General features: G+C 62.7%; 17 protein-coding genes. 10 read left to right on the forward strand and 7 right to left on the reverse strand.

Features of this window, described 5'->3' with window-relative positions:
• Positions 1-117: 117 nt before the first annotated feature.
• Positions 118-1,098, reverse strand: coding sequence for an Hsp33 family molecular chaperone HslO (gene hslO, locus ASR47_RS24365; RefSeq protein WP_065310392.1), 981 nt, complete (start codon positions 1,096-1,098; stop codon positions 118-120).
• Positions 1,099-1,103: 5 nt separating this feature from the next.
• Entirely contained in the window at positions 1,104-1,628 is a 525-nt protein-coding gene (locus ASR47_RS24370; RefSeq protein WP_065310393.1) for a gamma carbonic anhydrase family protein, read from the reverse strand.
• Between the two features lie 178 nt (positions 1,629-1,806).
• Here ASR47_RS24370 and ASR47_RS24375 point away from each other — a divergent pair, with 178 nt between their 5' ends.
• The 8 genes from ASR47_RS24375 (at position 1,807) to bamC (ending at position 8,830) form a co-directional block, all read left to right on the forward strand.
• The gene (locus tag ASR47_RS24375; protein ID WP_065310394.1) at positions 1,807-2,688 is read left to right on the forward strand and encodes an alpha/beta fold hydrolase; all 882 of its coding nucleotides are present in this window, start codon (positions 1,807-1,809) and stop codon (positions 2,686-2,688) included.
• 101 nt (positions 2,689-2,789) lie between these two features.
• Positions 2,790-3,623, forward strand: coding sequence for a 3',5'-nucleoside bisphosphate phosphatase (locus ASR47_RS24380; protein ID WP_065310395.1), 834 nt, complete (start codon positions 2,790-2,792; stop codon positions 3,621-3,623).
• 87 nt (positions 3,624-3,710) lie between these two features.
• Positions 3,711-4,592 (forward strand): protease HtpX, encoded by an 882-nt coding sequence (gene htpX / locus ASR47_RS24385; protein WP_065310396.1) that lies wholly within the window; start codon positions 3,711-3,713, stop codon positions 4,590-4,592.
• Positions 4,593-4,630: 38 nt separating this feature from the next.
• Complete coding sequence (locus ASR47_RS24390; protein WP_065310397.1) at positions 4,631-5,254, forward strand: L-threonylcarbamoyladenylate synthase; 624 nt, start codon at positions 4,631-4,633, stop codon at positions 5,252-5,254.
• 70 nt (positions 5,255-5,324) lie between these two features.
• Complete coding sequence (locus tag ASR47_RS24395) at positions 5,325-6,002, forward strand: site-2 protease family protein (RefSeq protein ID WP_065310398.1); 678 nt, start codon at positions 5,325-5,327, stop codon at positions 6,000-6,002.
• 30 nt (positions 6,003-6,032) lie between these two features.
• Complete coding sequence (locus tag ASR47_RS24400; protein ID WP_082989153.1) at positions 6,033-6,605, forward strand: class I SAM-dependent methyltransferase; 573 nt, start codon at positions 6,033-6,035, stop codon at positions 6,603-6,605.
• An 84-nt stretch (positions 6,606-6,689) separates the two neighbouring features.
• Positions 6,690-7,568 carry a 4-hydroxy-tetrahydrodipicolinate synthase gene (gene dapA, locus ASR47_RS24405; RefSeq protein ID WP_065310400.1) on the forward strand — a complete coding sequence of 293 codons (879 nt, stop codon included), beginning with the start codon at positions 6,690-6,692 and terminating at the stop codon, positions 7,566-7,568.
• A 68-nt stretch (positions 7,569-7,636) separates the two neighbouring features.
• Entirely contained in the window at positions 7,637-8,830 is a 1,194-nt protein-coding gene (bamC, locus tag ASR47_RS24410) for an outer membrane protein assembly factor BamC (RefSeq protein ID WP_082989154.1), read from the forward strand.
• A gap of 167 nt (positions 8,831-8,997) precedes the next feature.
• On the opposite strand, the gene ASR47_RS26710 is transcribed toward bamC, so the two are convergent.
• Both ASR47_RS26710 and ASR47_RS24415 read right to left on the reverse strand, forming a co-directional pair.
• Positions 8,998-9,252: a hypothetical protein gene (locus ASR47_RS26710; protein ID WP_082989155.1), complete on the reverse strand. Its 255-nt coding sequence runs from the start codon at positions 9,250-9,252 to the stop codon at positions 8,998-9,000.
• A 354-nt stretch (positions 9,253-9,606) separates the two neighbouring features.
• Entirely contained in the window at positions 9,607-10,728 is a 1,122-nt protein-coding gene (locus ASR47_RS24415; RefSeq protein ID WP_065310401.1) for a cupin domain-containing protein, read from the reverse strand.
• Positions 10,729-10,821: 93 nt separating this feature from the next.
• Here ASR47_RS24415 and ASR47_RS24420 point away from each other — a divergent pair, with 93 nt between their 5' ends.
• Positions 10,822-11,373, forward strand: coding sequence for an FKBP-type peptidyl-prolyl cis-trans isomerase (locus tag ASR47_RS24420; RefSeq protein ID WP_065310402.1), 552 nt, complete (start codon positions 10,822-10,824; stop codon positions 11,371-11,373).
• Positions 11,374-11,522: 149 nt separating this feature from the next.
• On the opposite strand, the gene ASR47_RS24425 is transcribed toward ASR47_RS24420, so the two are convergent.
• On the reverse strand, positions 11,523-12,512 hold the full coding sequence (locus ASR47_RS24425) for a hypothetical protein (RefSeq protein ID WP_065310403.1): 990 nt from the start codon (positions 12,510-12,512) through the stop codon (positions 11,523-11,525).
• Positions 12,509-15,178: a DNA mismatch repair protein MutS gene (gene mutS / locus ASR47_RS24430; RefSeq protein ID WP_245714461.1), complete on the reverse strand. Its 2,670-nt coding sequence runs from the start codon at positions 15,176-15,178 to the stop codon at positions 12,509-12,511. The genes ASR47_RS24425 and mutS overlap by 4 nt, the downstream gene beginning before the upstream one ends.
• A gap of 392 nt (positions 15,179-15,570) precedes the next feature.
• Between mutS and ASR47_RS24435 the strand changes: the two genes are divergently transcribed.
• Positions 15,571-17,400, forward strand: coding sequence for a putative bifunctional diguanylate cyclase/phosphodiesterase (locus tag ASR47_RS24435; RefSeq protein WP_082989156.1), 1,830 nt, complete (start codon positions 15,571-15,573; stop codon positions 17,398-17,400).
• Here ASR47_RS24435 and ASR47_RS24440 read toward each other — a convergent pair.
• Positions 17,392-18,171: a transporter gene (locus tag ASR47_RS24440; RefSeq protein ID WP_150127960.1), complete on the reverse strand. Its 780-nt coding sequence runs from the start codon at positions 18,169-18,171 to the stop codon at positions 17,392-17,394. The genes ASR47_RS24435 and ASR47_RS24440 overlap by 9 nt on opposite strands.
• Positions 18,172-18,173 lie beyond the last annotated feature (2 nt).

Consider the following 18,173-nt stretch of genomic DNA (forward strand, 5'->3'; position numbering starts at 1 on the left):
ACAAGCTGGGCAGCGTAACGGCAGGGCGTGACGCGCTGATGACGAACTGGTGACGGATCGATGACAGCCAAAAAACGCCGCCAGGACGGCGGCGTTCAGATGCGATGCTGAATAGAATTAATTGATGCTGGTCGCCGGCGGGATCAGCACTTCGGCCGGCGCATCGGTAATGAACAGCTGCGCACAATCGACCTTGTCGAAATCATAGTGCAGGCCGCAGAAGTCGCAATTCACGCCCACATGGCCGATTTCGGCCAGCGTGTCGTTGACTTCCTGTTCGCCCAGCATCTTGAGCATATTGCCGACTTTTTCGCGGGTGCAAGTGCAATGGAAACTCGGGTGCAGCGGCTCGAACACGCGGATCGTTTCTTCCCAGAACAGGCGCTGCATCAGGGTGTCGATATCGGTGGCCAGGATTTCTTCCTCTTTCAGGGTCGAGGCCAGCATCACGGCGCGGTTCCAGGTGTCGAGCGCATCTTCTTCCGACACCGGCGTCGCTTCGGCCTTGCCGCCGTGGTGCGGCAGCTTTTGCAGCAGCAGGCCGCGCGAGGTGGTGTCGTCGGTGGCCAGCCACAAACGCGTGTCGAGCTGCTCAGAGCGCAACATGTAGTTTTCAATCACGGTCGCCATATCGTCGCCGTCGAGCGGCACGATGCCCTGGTAAGGCTGCTGGCCCGGCACCTTGTCGGCCGGATCGAGCGTGATGATGAAGCGGCCCTTGCCGTTGGCGTTCATCAGCTGCGGCACGGTGGCGCCGTCAACGATCTCGGCGTCCGTGTCGAGCTTGGCGGTGGCGCGCAGGCGCAGGTCGGAGTCGCACTCGACCACCATCAGGCGCACCGGGCCGTCGCCGTGGATCTGCATGATGATGGAGCCGTTGAATTTCAGGTTGGCCGACAGCAGGGCGGCGGCCGCCACCATTTCGCCGAGCACTTTTTTCACGGCCAGCGGGTAGGCGTGGCGCGTGACCACTTCCTGCCAGGTGTGCGAGACGTCGATGAACTGGCCGCGCACGGCGGCGTTATCGAAAATAAATTTTTGCAGCGTATCCTGGCCTGCGATGGGGGCGGTGATCGCGCCGCTGGTGTCAGTAGTCATGTGTTTTATCCAATCTTCTTGAGTTGCGTATTAAATAGCTGGCCGCGCTGCACATAGTTGAGAGCATTGCCTTGCAGCCTGGTGATATCGTCCGCCGTCAGGGTGCGCACGGCCTTGGCCGGCGTGCCGATGATCAGCATATTGTCGGGAAATTCCTTGCCTTCGGTGACCAGCGCGCCGGCGCCGACCAGGCAATTTTTGCCGATCTTGGCGCCGTTGAGCACCACCGCCTGGATGCCGATCAGCGCGCCGTCGCCGATGGTGCAGCCGTGCAGCATGGCCTGGTGGCCGATGGTGACGTTCTGCCCCACGTCGAGCGGATAGCCGGGGTCGGTATGCAGCACCGCGCCTTCCTGCACATTGCTGTTGGCGCCGACCGTGATGCGCTCATTGTCGCCGCGCAAGGTGGCGCCGAACCACACCGAGGTGTTTTCATGCAAGGTCACCTTGCCGATCACATTGGCGGTGTCGGCAACAAACGCGGAAGCATCAATCCGCGGCGCGTCGGCGCCCAATTGGTAGAGTGTCATGATGAGCCTGAGGCTAGGGTGGAAAGGCCGGGGAACCGCTATTTTACGCTGTTGCAAGACAAGCCAGAACGGCGGCAAGCGATCCGGTATAATTAAGAACGGTCGTACTTTTATGGCGGTACATTACTTTCAGACACAGCATGTGGCGACGCCTGCGCCACTTTCAAGGTAGCTACTCATGAAACTTTCTCGTTCCGAATTCATCAACATCCGCGGCGCGCGCGTCCATGTGCGCCACTGGGGCCGCGAAGGCGCACCGATGTTGTTCATGGTGCACGGCTGGATGGACGTGGCAGCCTCGTTCCAGTTTGTCGTCGATGCGCTCGAAGGCGACTGGCATGTGATCGCCCCCGACTGGCGCGGCTTTGGCCAGAGCGACTACACGCAGTCCGACACCTACTGGTTTCCCGACTACCTGGCCGACCTCGACGCCATGCTGCTGCATTACTCGCCCGACTCGCCGGTGCACCTGCTGGGCCACAGCATGGGCGCCAATGTGGCCGGCCTGTATGCGGGCGTGCGGCCGGAGCGCATCACCAGCTTCATCAATCTCGAAGGCTTCGGCATGATGGCGACCCGGCCCGAGCAGGCGCCCGGCCGCTACGCCAAATGGCTGGACGAATTGCGCGCGCCGGCGCAGATGCGCAGCTATCCGACCTTGCAGGCGGTGGCCGAGCGGCTGCAGAAGACCAATCCGCGCCTGACCGACGAGCGCGCCGCCTTCCTGGCCGAACACTGGTCGGTGCGCAACGAAGCGGGCGAGTGGGATATCGCCGGCGACCCGCGCCACAAGCGCGTCAACCCCATGCTGTACCAGGTCGAGGAAGTGATGGCCTGCTGGCGCCGCATCAGTGCGCCGGTGCTGTGGGTAGAGGCGGCGGACACCAATATGTGGGAATGGATGGGGCCGAAAGAAAGCGCGCGCCTGGAAATCGACCGCCGCCTGGGCTTTTTGAAGGACGTGCGCTGCAAGATGATGGCGGACGCCGGCCATATGTTGCACCACGACCAGCCGCAAGCGCTGGCACGCCTGGTCGAGGAGTTCCTTGCTTCAATATGACACAGACGTGATGCAGAAGAGACATCGGCGCTGCCGTGCCCCGGCAGGCAGCGTACAATGAAAACTTCCATCATTCACAGCCCTGCACGGTAATCTTACCCATGCTTAAAGTCGACCTGCATTGCCATTCGAATATCTCCGACGGCGTCCTCGCACCGGCCGCCGTGGCCGCCTACGCGCGCAAGGCAGACGTCGATGTCTGGGCGCTGACCGACCATGACGAAGTATCCGGCATTGCCGAGGCGCGCGTGGCGGCGGTGGAGCAGGGCATGCGGTTTGTGGCCGGCGTGGAAATTTCGATTACCTGGGCCGGCCAGACCGTGCACATCGTCGGCCTGCAGATCGACGAAAACGATCCCGGCCTGGTGCGCGGCCTGGACCAGACCCGTTCCGGGCGCGACGCGCGCGGGCGCGAAATCGCCCGCCAGCTCGATCTGGCCGGCATTCCCGGCGCCTATGAGGGCGCGCTGAAATTCGTCGGCAATCCCGACCTGATGTCGCGCACCCACTTTGCCCGCTACATCGTGGAAACGGGCAAGTGCGCAAATATTCCCGACGTGTTCAAGAAATACCTGTCCGAAGGCAAGCCTGGCTATGTCGAGCACCGCTGGGCCAGCCTGGCCGATGCGGTGGGCTGGATACGCGGCGCCGGCGGCGTGGCCGTGATTGCCCATCCGGGCCGCTACCGCTTCAGCGACATGGCGCAGGGCGTGCTGTTTGATGAATTCAAGCAATTGGGTGGCGTGGCCATCGAAGTGGTGACGGGCAGCCATAGCCCGGACCAGTATCCGGAATATGCGCGCCTGGCCAACGATTACGGCTTTCTTGCCTCGCGCGGCACCGATTTCCATGCGCCGGGCGAGTCGCGCGTCGATTTTGCGCTGCTGCCGCCATTGCCGTCCAATGTCAAACCGATCTGGCACGACTGGTTTTAAGTCGCTGCTAAGGCCGCTCTGGCAAGCTTGATAACAGCTGTATCATCCCTATCTGACTGTTATCGCACTGCTGCCGGAGCCATCGCCATGAAACGAATTGTCCTGTTTATTGTCACCAACCTGGCCGTGATGCTGGTGCTCACGCTCGTCCTCAGTTTGCTCGGTGTCGGCAATCCGGCGCGCGGCAGCACCCTGAACCTGGGCAGCCTGATGGTGTTCTCCCTGGTGGTGGGTTTTACGGGTTCCATTATTTCCCTGTTGATCAGCAAACCGATGGCCAAGTGGAGCACCGGCGCGCGCGTGATCGACAACCCGAGCTCATCGACCGAGTTGTGGCTGGTCAATACCGTGCGCGCCCTGTCGGAGCGGGCCGGCATCGGCATGCCCGATGTGGCCGTGTACGACGGCGAGCCGAACGCGTTTGCCACCGGCGCCTTCAAGAACTCGGCCTTGGTGGCCGTGTCCACCGGTTTGCTGCAAAGCATGAACCGCGATGAGGTCGAGGCCGTGCTCGGTCACGAGATCGCCCACGTCGCCAATGGCGACATGGTCACCCTGACCCTGATACAGGGCGTGGTCAATACCTTCGTGGTGTTCATGGCGCGCGTGGTGGGCTTCTTTGTCGACAATATGCTGCTGAAAAACAGCAACCGCGAAGGCGGGCGCGGCATCGGTTATTTTGTGACCGTGATGGTCTGCGAAGTGCTGTTCGGCCTGCTGGCGTCCATCATCGTGGCCTGGTTTTCGCGCCAGCGCGAGTTCCGCGCCGATGCCGGTTCGGCCAAGCTCCTGGGCAGCCCGACGCCGATGATGCATGCGCTGGCGCGCCTCGGTGGCGTGGCGCCGGGCGCGCTGCCGCAGTCGATGCAGGCGCTGGGCATCAACGGCAAGGGCGGCTGGGGCGCCCTGTTCGCTACCCACCCTCCGCTGGAGGAACGCATCGCGGCGCTGCGCGGCGTACAATCATGACATATCCATAAAAAACTGGTCCGCCAGTCAGTGAACCCATGAGTCAATTTTTCCAGATTCACCCTGACAATCCACAATTGCGCCTGATTAAGCAGGCCGCGCACATCATCCAGTCCGGCGGCGTGGTGGCCTTGCCCACCGACTCCTGCTACGCGCTGGTCTGCCAGCTCGACGACAAGGGCGCCGTCGAGCGCCTGCGGCGTATCCGCGGCATCGATGAAAAGCATCACCTGACCCTGCTGTGCCGCGACTTGAGCGAGCTGGGCGTGTATGCCCGCGTCGACAATCGCCAGTTCCGCCTGCTCAAGGCGGCCACCCCGGGCGCCTACACCTTTATCCTGGAAGCGACCAAGGAAGTGCCGCGCCGCCTGAGCCATCCGTCGCGCAAGACCATCGGCCTGCGCGTGCCGGAGCACCGCATCGTGCAATGCCTGCTGGAAGAGCTGGGCCAGCCGCTGCTGGGCACCACCTTGATCATGCCCGGCGACGAAGACAGCCTGACCGACGCCGATACCATCCGCGAGCGGCTGGAAAAGCTGGTCGACCTGATCGTCGACGGCGGCGCCTGCGCGCATGGGCCGACCACCGTGATCGACCTGACCGGCGCCGAGCCTGAGGTGGTGCGCGTGGGCCGCGGCGATCCGGCCGCGCTGGGCTTGTAGGCGAGAGCTTCACCTGCCTTTAATGGCGGCATAAGAAAGTGACAAGGGCGCCTCTGGTAGAATCGCGGTCATGAGCGATTTCAACACGATAGTCCAAACCGTCGCGGTGTACCTGGTGCCCGTCCTTTTTGCCATTTCCCTGCATGAGGCGTCGCACGGTTACGCCGCGCGCTATTTCGGCGACCCGACCGCGTCCAACGAGGGCCGGCTGAGCCTCAATCCGATCCGCCATATCGACCCTTTCGGCACGGTGATCCTGCCGCTGCTGCTGTATTTCACGATACAGGTGCCGTTCGGCTATGCCAAGCCGGTGCCGGTCGACTTCAGCCGCCTGCGCAATCCGAAAAAGCAGATGGCCTGGGTGGCGTTTGCCGGGCCCGGTTCGAACTTCGTGATGGGCTTTGCCTGGATGATCGTTTTTGTCGTGCTGAGCGTGCTGCCGCCAAGCGAGATGGGGGCGTTTTTCCGCAAAATGGCGGGCGCCGGCGTCAGCGTCAATGCGGCCATGTTCGTCTTTAACATGATCCCGGTGCCGCCGCTCGACGGCGGGCGCATCATGACCGGCATGTTGCCGATGTCGCTGGCGCGCCCCTACGCCAGCATCGAGCGCTACGGCATCTATGTGTTTGGCGCGCTGGTGCTGCTGATGTACCTGGGCGTACTGAATCGCTTCTTGCTGGCGGCCATCGAATTTGTCATCGGCATTTTCGTCACCCTGGTCACGCCGCTGACTGCCTTGCTGACCTAGGCTGCAAGCAATTAACTGATGGAATTATCGATGCAAGCAACTGAGCAACACAACAATGCCGAGCTGATCTCCGGCTGGGTGCGCCGCTGGGCGCCACTGCTGCCGGGCGGCGAAGTGCTGGACCTGGCTTGCGGCAGCGGCCGCCATGCGCGCCACTTGGTCAGCCTCGGCCATACGGTGATCGCCCTCGACCACGATCCTGAAATGCTGGAAAAAGCGGCCGGCACCGGCATCACCACCTCGCTGGTCGACCTGGAGGCGCCGGGCGCCGCCTGGCCTTTCGCCGCCGGCCGTTTTGCCGGCATTATCGTCACCAATTATCTGCACCGTCCCTTGCTGGAGGCGATGATTGCCAGCCTGGCGCCCGACGGTGTGTTGCTGTACGAAACCTTTGCCGCAGGCAATGAAGAGTTCGGCAAGCCATCGAACCCGCATTTCCTGCTGAAGGAAGGCGAACTGCTGGCCCTTGCCCTGGCGCAGGGCCTGCGCGTGGTGGCGTTTGAAGAGGGCCGCGTGGAGCAGCCAAAAGCTGCTCTGGTGCAACGAATTTGCGCCGTACGGCCGGATTTTCCACGGCTGGCGGCCTTGTTGCCAGCGTTTTGAGCGGCGTTTCTACCTTACAATGCACCACAGGCGCGGGCTATCCGCTACAATCGTTGTTTTATTTATCGGCGCTATAAACTTACTATGATCAAGGGCAGCATTGTAGCAATCGTCACCCCGATGCAAGCGGACGGCAGTCTGGATATTCCAGGCCTGCGCAAGCTGATCGATTGGCATATTGCCGAGGGTACAGACAGCATCGTCATCGTCGGCACCACGGGCGAATCGGCAACCGTGAGCGTGGAAGAACACTGCGAACTGATCAAGCTGACCGTCGAGCATGCCAAGGGACGCATTCCGATCATCGCCGGCGCCGGTGGCAACTCCACGGCGGAAGCCATCAAGCTGACGCGCTATGCGAAAGACGCCGGTGCTGATGCTGTCTTGCAAGTTGTGCCTTACTACAACCGTCCGACCCAGGAAGGCATGTACCAGCACTTCAAGGCCATCGCCGAAGCCGTCGATATTCCCGTGATCCTGTACAACGTGCCGGGCCGCACCGTAGCCGACATGAGCAACGAGACCATCGTGCGCCTGGCCGCGATTCCGAACATTGTTGGCGTGAAAGATGCGACCGGCAACCTGGGGCGTGGCATCGACCTGCTGCGCCTGGTGCCTGGCGACTTTGCCGTCTATTCGGGCGACGATCCGACCGCCATGGCGCTGATGCTGTGCGGCGGCCACGGCAATATTTCCGTGACGGCCAACGTTGCCCCGCGCGCCATGCATGAACTGTGCGTGGCCGCCATGGCCGGCGACCGCGCCACCGCGATCGCCATCAATAACAAGGTCTTCCCCCTGCACCAGAAATTGTTTGTCGAACCGAACCCCGTGCCCGTCAAATGGGCGCTGGCGGAAATGGGCCTGATGCCTGGCGGCATACGCTTGCCGCTGGTGCCGCTGGCCGATCAGTACCATGCCACCGTGCGCGATGCCTTGCGCGACGCTGGCGTCTTAGCCTGAGCCCGGACTCGTACAGTCCGGACCTTCCCTGATTTCAGCTGCCACTTAGCTTCTTATCCAGTAACGACATGACTAATAGCAAGAAAACCACCCCGGCGCCAGCCACCATCGCCATGCGTGGCCTCGTCATCGGCGCCGTCGCGGCCAGTCTCGCCGGCTGCGGCATGATCAGCTCGGTAGTCGGCGGCGGCAAGGTCGACTACAAGTCGGTCAAGAAAGCCAGTTCCCTCGATGTGCCGCCCGACCTCACGCAATTGCAGCAAGATAACCGCTACTCCCTGCCTGACTCCAGGAACGGCGTCGCCACCGCTTCGGGCTACAACGCCCAGCGCAACGCCACCGCCGGCATGCCGACCATGGTGGGCGCCGATGGCGTGGTGGGCGTGGTGCCGGTCACGGCCGGTTCGGTGCGGGTCGAGCGCGCGGGCAACCAGCGCTGGCTGGTGGTCAAGCAGTCGCCTGAAGTGCTGTGGCCGCAGCTCAAGCAATTCTGGGAAGACTCGGGCTTTACCATCGCCATCGACCAGCCGACGGCCGGCATCATGGAAACCGAATGGAATGAAAACCGCGCCAAGATCCCGCAAGACATTATCCGCAGCACCATCGGCAAGGTCTTCGACGGCCTGTATTCGAGCGGCGAAAAAGACAAGTACCGTACCCGCGTGGAACGCCTGGCCGATGGCTCGACCGAGATCTACATCAGCCACCGTGGCGTGGAAGAGGTGATTACCGGCCGCGACAAGGAAAGCACCACCTGGACCGCGCGCCCTAACGATCCTGGCCTGGAAGCGCAGTTCCTGGCGCGCCTGATGACGCGCCTGGGCGCCGCTGGCGACGAGGCGCAAGCCAGGACGGCGATCGACTCGGCGATTGTGCAACCGCAGCATGCGAAGTTGATCGGCACGCCGGCCAGCGCCGAGCGCGCGATCGAAGTCGATGAAGGTTTCGACCGCGCCTGGCGCCGTGTCGGCCTGGCGCTGGACCGCGTCGGCTTTACCGTCGAAGACCGCGACCGCACGCAAGGCACGTATTTCGTGCGCTACATCGATCCCGATGCGGTCAAAAAAGACGGCTTCTTCTCCAAGCTGCTCAGCTGGGGCTCGTCGGACGACAAGAACAAGGGCGCGCAGCGCTACCGCGTGCTGGTCAAGGGCGGCACGGCGTCGGCCAGCACCGTCAGCATCCTGTCGAACGAAGGCCAGCCGGACACGTCGCCGGTGGCCGAGAAGATCCTGGGCCTGCTCAACGACCAGTTGAAATAAGGCAGTGCAGGGCGGCGGGTGCAAACCTGCCGCGCAGCAAAAAGGCTGGCCCGGAAACGGCGCCAGCCTTTTTTACGCCCGGCACTTGCGCCTCATGACAGTCATGACAAAGCGGCAGGCGTAAAAAAGCCGGCCCGAAGGCCGGCTTTTCACTACGGGGTGCTAAATTACTTAGCAGCCGATGCAGCAGCCGAAGCGGCAGCAGCAGCGTCCGAAGCGGCCGAAGCAGCGCTCGAAGCGGCAGCAGCAGCGTCGGTAGCAGCCGAAGCAGCAGCGTCAGCAGCTGGTGCTGGAGCAGCTTCAACTACTGGTGCTGGTGCTGGGGTTTCAACTACTGGTGCTGGTGCAGGAGCTTCTTCTTTTTTGCTGCAAGCAGCCAGAGCAACAACCATCAGGGAGGCGATCAGCAGGGATTTTTTCATTTGTTTTCCTTAATTATTTCAAAAAATAAATCAACATTGTTGCGATGAATAATTACCGGTAATTATCGCTCGTTAGGTCGTCTTCGAAGGCTTTTCGTACCAGGTGGTGCCTGCCAGACAACGGAAACTTCCTAACCGAATATTATAGCGATTTTTGGTGCGTCGCAATAGGAGCAAGAGGCAAATTCGCAACTATTTTGTGATATCGCAATATTTGCCAAGGCAAATTGCAAGCAAGTGTAAGAGTTTTGCGAAAGCGCGTCAAAACGATATTAAAACCTCATCTTTCTTTGCGCTGCCACAGAGTCTTTGCTCCTACCTGTGTTCCACCACATTTGCTGCGTTGCGCCTCATTCAGGCCAGTTCGAGCCAGCCATCCTGATACCAGGTGTACAGCGCTTCCATCACGTCATCGGAAGCCTGGGCCACGGCCGCGCCGTTCAGGGCGCGGTCATTGGCCAGCGTCTCCAGCGCCGTTTTATCGGCCCGGCCTATGGCAAACGACTCGCCATTGATGAAGACATTCTTGCCACGATACAGCATCATCGTCTTGCGTGACAACACAACACCGTTCTTGTGTGCCGCTTGTGTGAAGCGTCCCACAGTCAGCGGCTTGGACAGTGGCGTGAAGAACACATTGTGCTTCGGTTCGGACAGGTGTTCGCCAAGGAAAATGGTGACGTCTTCTTCCGTGAAGCGCACCTTGTTCATCTCTTCGGTAATCACCGACAGCATCTCGCGCGGGATTTCCGCCGGCTTGCTGGTTGCTTTCAGCTCGGGATCGCTGTAGATGCCGGGCAGGTCGATCGAATCGGCCATGAACTGCAGGAAGGCTTCGCCCAGTTCCTGGAACGACGGCGAGCGGAAACCGATCGAATAGGTCTGGCAGTCGCCGATGGCCACGCCGTCGTGCGCATAGTGCGGCGGCAGGTACAGCATGTCGCCCGGTTCGAGCGTGAATTCTTCGTCGGGCGTGAAGTTGCTGAGGATTTTCAGCGGCAGCCCGTCGATCAGGCTAAGGTCCTGCTGCGCGCCGATGCGCCAGTGGCGCTTGCCCTGGCCTTGCAGCAAAAATACGTCATAGGAATCGAAGTGCGGGCCGACACCGCCGCCATCGGTGGCAAAGCTGACCATCAGGTCGTCCAGGCGCGCGTCGGGCAGGAAACGGAACTGGCGCAGCAGGGCGTCGGCATCGGCGCTGTGCAGGTTGGCGCCCTGCACCAGCAGCGACCATTGTTTCTGTTTCAAGGAGGGCAGGCTGGCCAATGGGCCTTGCTGCATGGTCCAGTGGCCGTCGGCCTGGCTGACCAGGCGCGACTCGACATGGTCGAGCTTGGCCAGTTCGGACAGGGCCTTGAAGTCCAGCAGGGGCTTGAAGCCAGGCACGGCCTGGCGGATCAGCAATGGTTTTTTATGCCAGTAGTCGCGCAGGAATTGCGCCGGCGTGATGTCGCCGAGGAGAGTTAATTTTTTCATGCGCCCATTATAACAACCGGAAATGCAGGAATGCGCCTGTCGTTGGCGGGGGAAAGGTATAATTTGTCAGCTTATACAATGAAAGGAAGCATAATGAAGATTGCCAAAAATACGGTCGTGACTGTCAACTACAAACTGTCAGACGCGCAAGACAATCTGATCGAAGACGGCCGCCAGCCGATGGTCTATCTGCACGGTGACTATGAAAACACCCTGCCGAAGATCGAAGAAGAACTCGACGGCAAGGAAGTGGGCTATTCCAACACGATCCAGATCGAACCGGATGATGCGTTCGGTGAATACGACCCGGCGCTGGTCAAGGTCGAGCCACGCAACCGCTTGCCTGAGCCGCTGGAAGTGGGCATGCAGTTCGAAGGCATGCCGGAAAGCGATTCGCCGGACGAAGAAGCGATGATCTTCACGGTCACCGATATCGCCGACGACAAGGTCGTGCTGGATGGCAATCATCCGCTGGCCGGCATCGCCCTGCGCTTTGCGCTGACGGTGGCCGACGTGCGTGCTGCCACCGACGAAGAAATCGCCCACGGCCACGTGCACGGCGCGCATGGTCACGGCCATGACGACGAAGACGGTGATGACGAAGGCGGCGAGGGCGATCATTTCCGCACCCACCCTATCCACTAACACCTGATCAAACCTGCTGCGCGGCGCGCTTTGCGGCCGGCGATGCTCACCGTACTGAAGTACGGTTGCGCTTCTCGGCCACAAATCACTGCCGCTCGCTACGGTTTGCTCAGGCGTCGTGACGCTGGTTGTAAAGCAGTACTTCCGATTTAACGGCGCGGCACCGCAGGCCTGGTGGCGCGCTCGCGCACTTCAAACAGCGGCGTCTTGCCGGTGCGCACCGCAATCGCCACCCAGTCGCTGGCGATGCTGACATGGCCGATATTGTCTTTCCAGTGGATCGCCGGGGTATCCCCCTGACGTGTTCCCTTGCCCTTGCTGTCCCTTTCCTTCTGCGTATCGACCAGCAATACCTTGCCGCCGAATTTTTTTGCGAGCAGGCGGATCTGCTTGCGCGGACTGGCAAAGCCATCCTGCTTCGAGCTGAAGCTGGGCAGCAGCGAGCTTTCCTCTTCATCGAGCACGCCGACGTCGCCGTCGGAAAACAGCACGATGCCGTCGAGCTTCTTGCTTTGCGCCATGGCGAACAGGCGCTGCAGCCAGGACCGGTTGGCCACCAGCCGGTCTTCGAATTCGCTGTTGCGGCCGGCTTCGGGCAGGAAATGGTTGTTATTGGCGGGCAGGTTGACGGTGGCAAACAGCACGCCGCCCACCTCCCAGTGGGCATTTTCCGCATAGCTGCGAAACTTCGCCGTCGACGACAGCCGCGACACAGTGAGCTTGCGCTGGCCCAGGCTCTGGTTGTCCGCAAAATACACTTCGCGCAGGCGGTTCAGCCGTTCGATGGCGTTGACCCGGCCGCGCGAATTGCGGCAGCCGGCCCAGTCGCTGCCGGACAATGAAACGATCAGCGGCGAAGTGCTGGCGTCCAGCAAGTCCCTGCGCTGGCCGTACAGCTTGTCGGTGCACGACTCGCTGGCGGCCTTGATGCCGGTCGCCACCACGAACGAGGCATCGAAGGCGCTGGCGCCGGCAATCGCTTTTTTCAACGGGCCGTCATCGGGCCCGGCCTGGAACGAATGGCCGAGCACGGCAAATTCGAAGCCGGGGTTGCCAGCATTGGCCAGCGCCAGCGCCGGCGCCAAATGGCAGCTGGCCGCCAGCAGGGCCAGGCTTGCGATGCGACTGTTGAAGGTCATGCGGCAGCCAGCCGTTTCAACTGATACAGCTGCTCGAGCGCGTCGCGCGGCGTCAATGCATCAGGGTCGAGTTCGGCGATTGCGTCCAGCAAGGCCTGCTGCGCTTCGCTGAGGGCGGCCACCGGCGCCGCATCCTCTTCTTCCCCGGCGTACGGGTCGGACGCCGGCGCGGCAAACAGGTCGCGCTGCGGCGTGGTGTCGAGCGCCTGCGCTTCGAGGCGCGCCAGATGCTTGCGCGCGGCCTTGATCACCGGCTGCGGCACGCCGGCCAGTTGCGCCACCTGCAGGCCATAGCTTTGCGAGGCCGGACCCGGCTGCACCGCGTGCAGGAAGACGATGCTGTCCTTGTGCTCGACGGCCGACAAGTGCACGTTGGCCGCGCTTGGATGGCTGTCGGGCAATTGCGTCAGTTCAAAATAGTGCGTCGCGAACAGGGTAAAGCTGCGGCTGCTATCGATCAGATGGCGCGCAATCGCCCAGGCCAGCGCCAGGCCGTCAAAAGTCGAGGTGCCGCGGCCGACTTCATCCATCAGCACCAGCGAGTGTTCGGTGGCGCCGTTCAGGATCGCCGCCGATTCCGTCATTTCCACCATGAAGGTCGAGCGTCCGCCGGCCAGGTCGTCGGTCGCGCCGATGCGCGTGAAGATGCGGTCGATCGGGCCGATGGTGGCGCTGGCGGCCGGCACATAGCTGCCCACGTAGGCAAGCAGGGTGATCAGGGCCACCTGGCGCATGAAGGTTGATTTACCGCCCATGTTCGGACCGGTAATGAGCAATAACCTGCGCTCGTTGACGAAGCGGCAGTCGTTGGCGATAAAACGCTCGATCTGCTTTTCCACCACCGGGTGGCGGCCTTCGACGATATTGATGCACGGCTCGCCCACCAGCTGCGGCGCGGCCCAGTTGTGCTGCTGGGCGTGTTCGGTCAGGGCATTGAGCGTATCGAGCTGGGCCAGGCCCTGGGCGATGGTTTGCAGGGTGCCGATATGCGGCGCCAGGTCGGCCAGCAAGATGTCGTACAGCAGCTTTTCGCGCACCAGGGCTTTGTCCTGCGCCGACAGGGCCTTGTCCTCGAACACCTTCAGTTCCGGCGTGATATAGCGCTCGGCGTTTTTCAGCGTCTGGCGGCGGCGGTAGTCGTCCGGCACCTTGTCGGTCTGGCCGTGCGTGACTTCAATATAAAAGCCATGTACCTTGTTGTATTCCACGCGCAGGTTGGCAATGCCGGTGCGGGCGCGTTCGCGCGTTTCCAGGTCGACCAGGAACTGGCCGGCGTTTTCCGACAGCGCGCGCAGTTCGTCGAGCTCGGCGTCAAAGCCGCGTGCAAACACGCCGCCGTCGCGCACCATGGCGGCCGGCTCCGGCGCCACCGCACGCACCAGCAGCTCGAGGCAAGTTTCTGGCGTGGCCAGCGCCGTGTGGATCTCGGCCAGCAAGCCGTCGCACGGCTCGTCGCCGTAGCAACGGGTGACGCGTTCGCGCAGGGCCGGCAGCTGCAACAGCCCGTCGCGCAGCGCGGCCAGGTCGCGCGGGCGCGCCGACAGCAGCGCGATGCGCGTGGTGATGCGTTCAATATCGGGTACCTGCGCCAGCGTGGCAGCCAGTGGCGCCGCCGCCTCGCTGTGCATCAGCGCGGCAATCGCCTGGTGGCGCGCGCGCGCCACGCCCTGCTCGCGCCGCGCATGATGCAGCCAGTGGCGCAGCATGCGCGAGCCCATGGCGGTGCGGCAATGATCGAGCAGGGAGAACAGGGTAGGGGACTCCTGCCCGCGGATGGTTTCCGTCAGTTCCAGGTTGCGCCGGGTGGCGGCGTCCAGGCCGATAAATTCGCTTTCCGTTTCTGTGATCAAGGAGCGCACATGCTGCAGGCCGCGCCCTTGCGTCGACTGCGCATAGCGCAGCAGCGCGCCGGCCGCGCCGAACGCGGCGCCCAGGCCATCGGCGCCAAAGCCGGTGAGCGTGGCCACGCCCAATTGATCGAGCAGCGCCTTGTGGCCGCCGGCCACGTCGAAATGCCAGTCCGGCACGCGGTTCACATGGGTGGTCGGATGGTCGTCAAACAGCGTGCCATGGTCGCCGCTGAGAATCTCGGCCGGCACGATGCGCTCCAGTTCCTGCTGCAATCGCAAGGCCACGGTCTCGCTGCTGCCGGAAAACTCCATCAGTTTCAAGGCCCCGCTGGCCAGCGACAGCCAGGCCAGGCCGGTGGTGACCGTCTTGCGCTGCGTGATGCTGCACAGGGCCAGCAGTGGCCGTTCGGCCTTTTCGGGCAGCAAGTCGGCGTCCGTCAGCGTGCCGGGCGTGACCACGCGCATCACCTTGCGCTCGACCGGTCCCTTGCTGGTGGCCGGGTCGCCAATCTGCTCGCAAATGGCCACCGACTCGCCCAGTTTCACCAGCTTGGCCAGGTAGCCGTCGAGCGAATGAAACGGCACGCCGCACATCTTGATCGGATTGCCGCTGGCCGCGCCACGCGCCGTCAGCGTGATGCCCAGCAGACGCGCGGCTTTTTCCGCATCCTCGAAAAACAGCTCGTAAAAGTCTCCCATGCGGTAGAACACCAGCATCGTCGGGTGATGGTCCTTGATGCCCATATATTGTTGCATCATGGGCGTGAGCTTGCTCCGGGCGATATTGGCGATCTCTTGATTGGACTGCATGTTCATGGTAAGTCTTTGAATTTTTAGCGTTGTTCTGTGGAATTTTCTGGCGGCAGACGCTACAGGCGCGCCGCGTTGCTGCAGGGGGCGCTTCATGGCAATATCGGACTGGCCGCAGCAGGCTACACTTTACCATTACCGACTGCTCCCGACGCCGATTGGAGAAAGATACTGGTCGCCAGCGCCGCGCCTGGAATGCCGCACAAACAACAGATAGTCTGCGGTATACTTGTAATTAAGTAATGAAAATTACTTTGGTGTAATTTTAAGGTATGATGCCTGTCATCTAATTTTTTTTCCAGCCCGCCCCGAACTCGTATTGTATTGAGTGAAACGTTGTCAACTGCCAGGTGCGCAAGCGCGTGTGCTGGACTGGCGAGCCGTGAGTACACCCGACCATGACCATTTCCTGCCACATCAATGAAGCGCGCCGCCTGCAGGCGCTGCGCAAGCTCAACCTGCTCGACACGCCGCCGAGCGAGGCGTTTGACCGCATCACGCGCATGGCGGCGCGCTTTTTCAATTTGCCGATTGCCGCCGTGTCGCTGACCGATTCCGACCGGCAATGGTTCAAGTCGCGGGTCGGCGTCGAGCACACTACCATTCCGCGCATGAAAGCGCCGTGCGGTGAAGTGGCCGACAGCCGGGACGCGCTGGTGATACCCGACCTGCTGGCCGACGCGCATTACTGCGATAGTCCGCTGGCCGCCGGCGGCATCCGCTATTACGCGGGCGCGCCGCTGGTGACGCAGGACGGCCATTGCCTGGGCGCCTTGTGCGTGCTGGGCGAGACGCCGCGCGCAACCACCGCCGAAGAGCTGGGCAGCCTGCAGGACCTGGCTGGCATGGTGATGGCGCAGATCGAGATGCTGCATGCGATGGGGCGCGTCGATCCGGTCAGCGGCTTGCCGAACCGCACCCAGTTCATCGAAGACTTCGACGACATGCAGAAAGACCGTCCCAGCGGCGAATGGCGCCTGGCCATCCTGATCAACCTGGCGACGCCGGAACAGCTGGCGCATGCCGCGCGCGCCATGGATTCGGTCTATCTGGACGAGCTGGTCAACGACGCCGCCGCCTGGATAGGCGACGAGATCGGCGCACGCAAGGTGTACCACGTGGCCACCACCCAGTTTGCATTGCTGGCCGAGCCTGGCGTGACGCTCGACGCCTGCCTGCAGGTGATCGAAGCGAAAATCGCCGGCGCCATCGCCGCCATCAAGACCAGTTTCGTGGCCACCCCGGCCGTCGGCGTGGCGCCGTTCGAAGTGGGCAAGGCCGACTGCCTGAGCGTGCTGCGCCGCGCACAAAGCGCGGTTCATGACGCCATCGATGCCTCGGTCCACGTGGCCGTGTATTCGGCGCACGAAGACCGGCTGTACCGCCGCCGCTTCACCTTGCTGGGCGACTTTGCGCTGGCCCTGGCCAGCGGCGACCAGTTGCGCCTGGTGTACCAGCCGCGCATCGATATCACCAGCGGCCTGTGCGTGGGCGCCGAAGCGCTGCTGCGCTGGAATCACCCAAGCCTGGGGGCCATCGGCCCGGCCGAATTCATCCCCTTTATCGAGCGCTCGCGCCTGGCGCAGGCGACCACCGCCTGGGTGCTGGAAACAGCGCTGGACCAGCAACTGGCCTGGCGCGCGGCGGGCGTGGCCCTGCAATTGTCGCTCAATGTCTCGGCCGCCAATCTGTTGGAGTCGGACCTGGCCGGCCGCGTGAGCGAGGCGCTCGACCGGCGCGGTCTGCCACGCGACTGCCTGGAGCTGGAAATCACGGAAAGCGCCATCATGGAGCAGCCGGCCAAGGCGCACGCAACGCTCGAGGCGATCGCCGCCAGCGGCGTGCATCTGGCGGTCGACGACTTCGGCACCGGCTACAGCAGCCTGTCCTATTTGCAGCGCATGCCGGCCGACGTGGTCAAGATCGACCAGTCGTTTATTCGGGAGCTGGAAAGCGACCCGCGCCAGCAGGGCCTGGTAAAAGCCATGATTTCGCTGTCGCAGGACCTGGGCCACCGGGTGGTGGCCGAAGGCGTGGAAAACGAGGCCGTATTGACCTTTTTGCGCGAGGCCGGCTGCGACGAAGCGCAGGGCTACTGGTTTGCGCGGCCGCTGGAAACCGAGGTGTTTACCGCCTGGTACGTCGGCCGCATCGTGGCGCAGGCGCAGCAGCTGGCCTTGAATATGGCGGCCATGCCGGTGGCGCCGGTGACGCCCGCCCTACCATAGGCGCGCCAGCGGCATCACAAAGCCGCTGAAGAACGACCACCTGGGCGAAGCGCGATTGAGTCCGCGCGCAAAGCCGAAATCGATCGCCAGCCGTTTGCTGGGGCTGTAGGTGCTGGCAAAAAGAAGCTGGGCTGTGCTGTCGGCGCCAGAGCGCCGCGTTCCCGACAGTTCGCCCGTGGCGCCCCAATGATCATCGAGCGGCATTGACAACGACACCGACGCGCCTGTCTGCACGCGCCCTTCGCCCGCGTCGACGGCGCCCATGCGCGTCACGTTCAGATTGCTGTCCATGTGCACGCTGGCGATATCCTGACTGTAGATGCCATTGACGCTGTAGTCCGCCTTGCCGCTGCCGATCACCTTGCGCGCCGTCGGCGCCTTGGCGCCCAGTTCCACGCCAAAGGCGGTGGCCGGGCTGACCAGGAAAGCGTGCTTGAGCTCGATCGTGGTGTCACCCAGTCCCCGGTTGCGCTGGCCTCCACCATTGCGCTCGGAAACAAAAGCATCGCCCCCGATCACCACGCCCCAGGCCTCGTTGAAGGCCAGCTTGACGGTGTAGGGCAGGCTGGCCCGTCGGTCATCGTCCAGCCTGGTGTGCAGGCCCCCCAGTTCCAGTTCCAGTTGCCCTGGTACCGGCAGTTGTGCCGGGCTGGACACGGAGGGACGGTAAGGCGTGACCGCATCGTCAGGAGCTAGCTGGGCGTGCGCGGTGCTGGCGGTAATGCACAGGCAGAGCAGGAGAACACCGGGAAGTGGTTTCGGAGTGTGCATGG

This window comes from Janthinobacterium psychrotolerans (genome assembly GCF_001677885.1).
In the GTDB taxonomy this organism is placed as follows: domain Bacteria; phylum Pseudomonadota; class Gammaproteobacteria; order Burkholderiales; family Burkholderiaceae_D; genus Janthinobacterium; species Janthinobacterium psychrotolerans.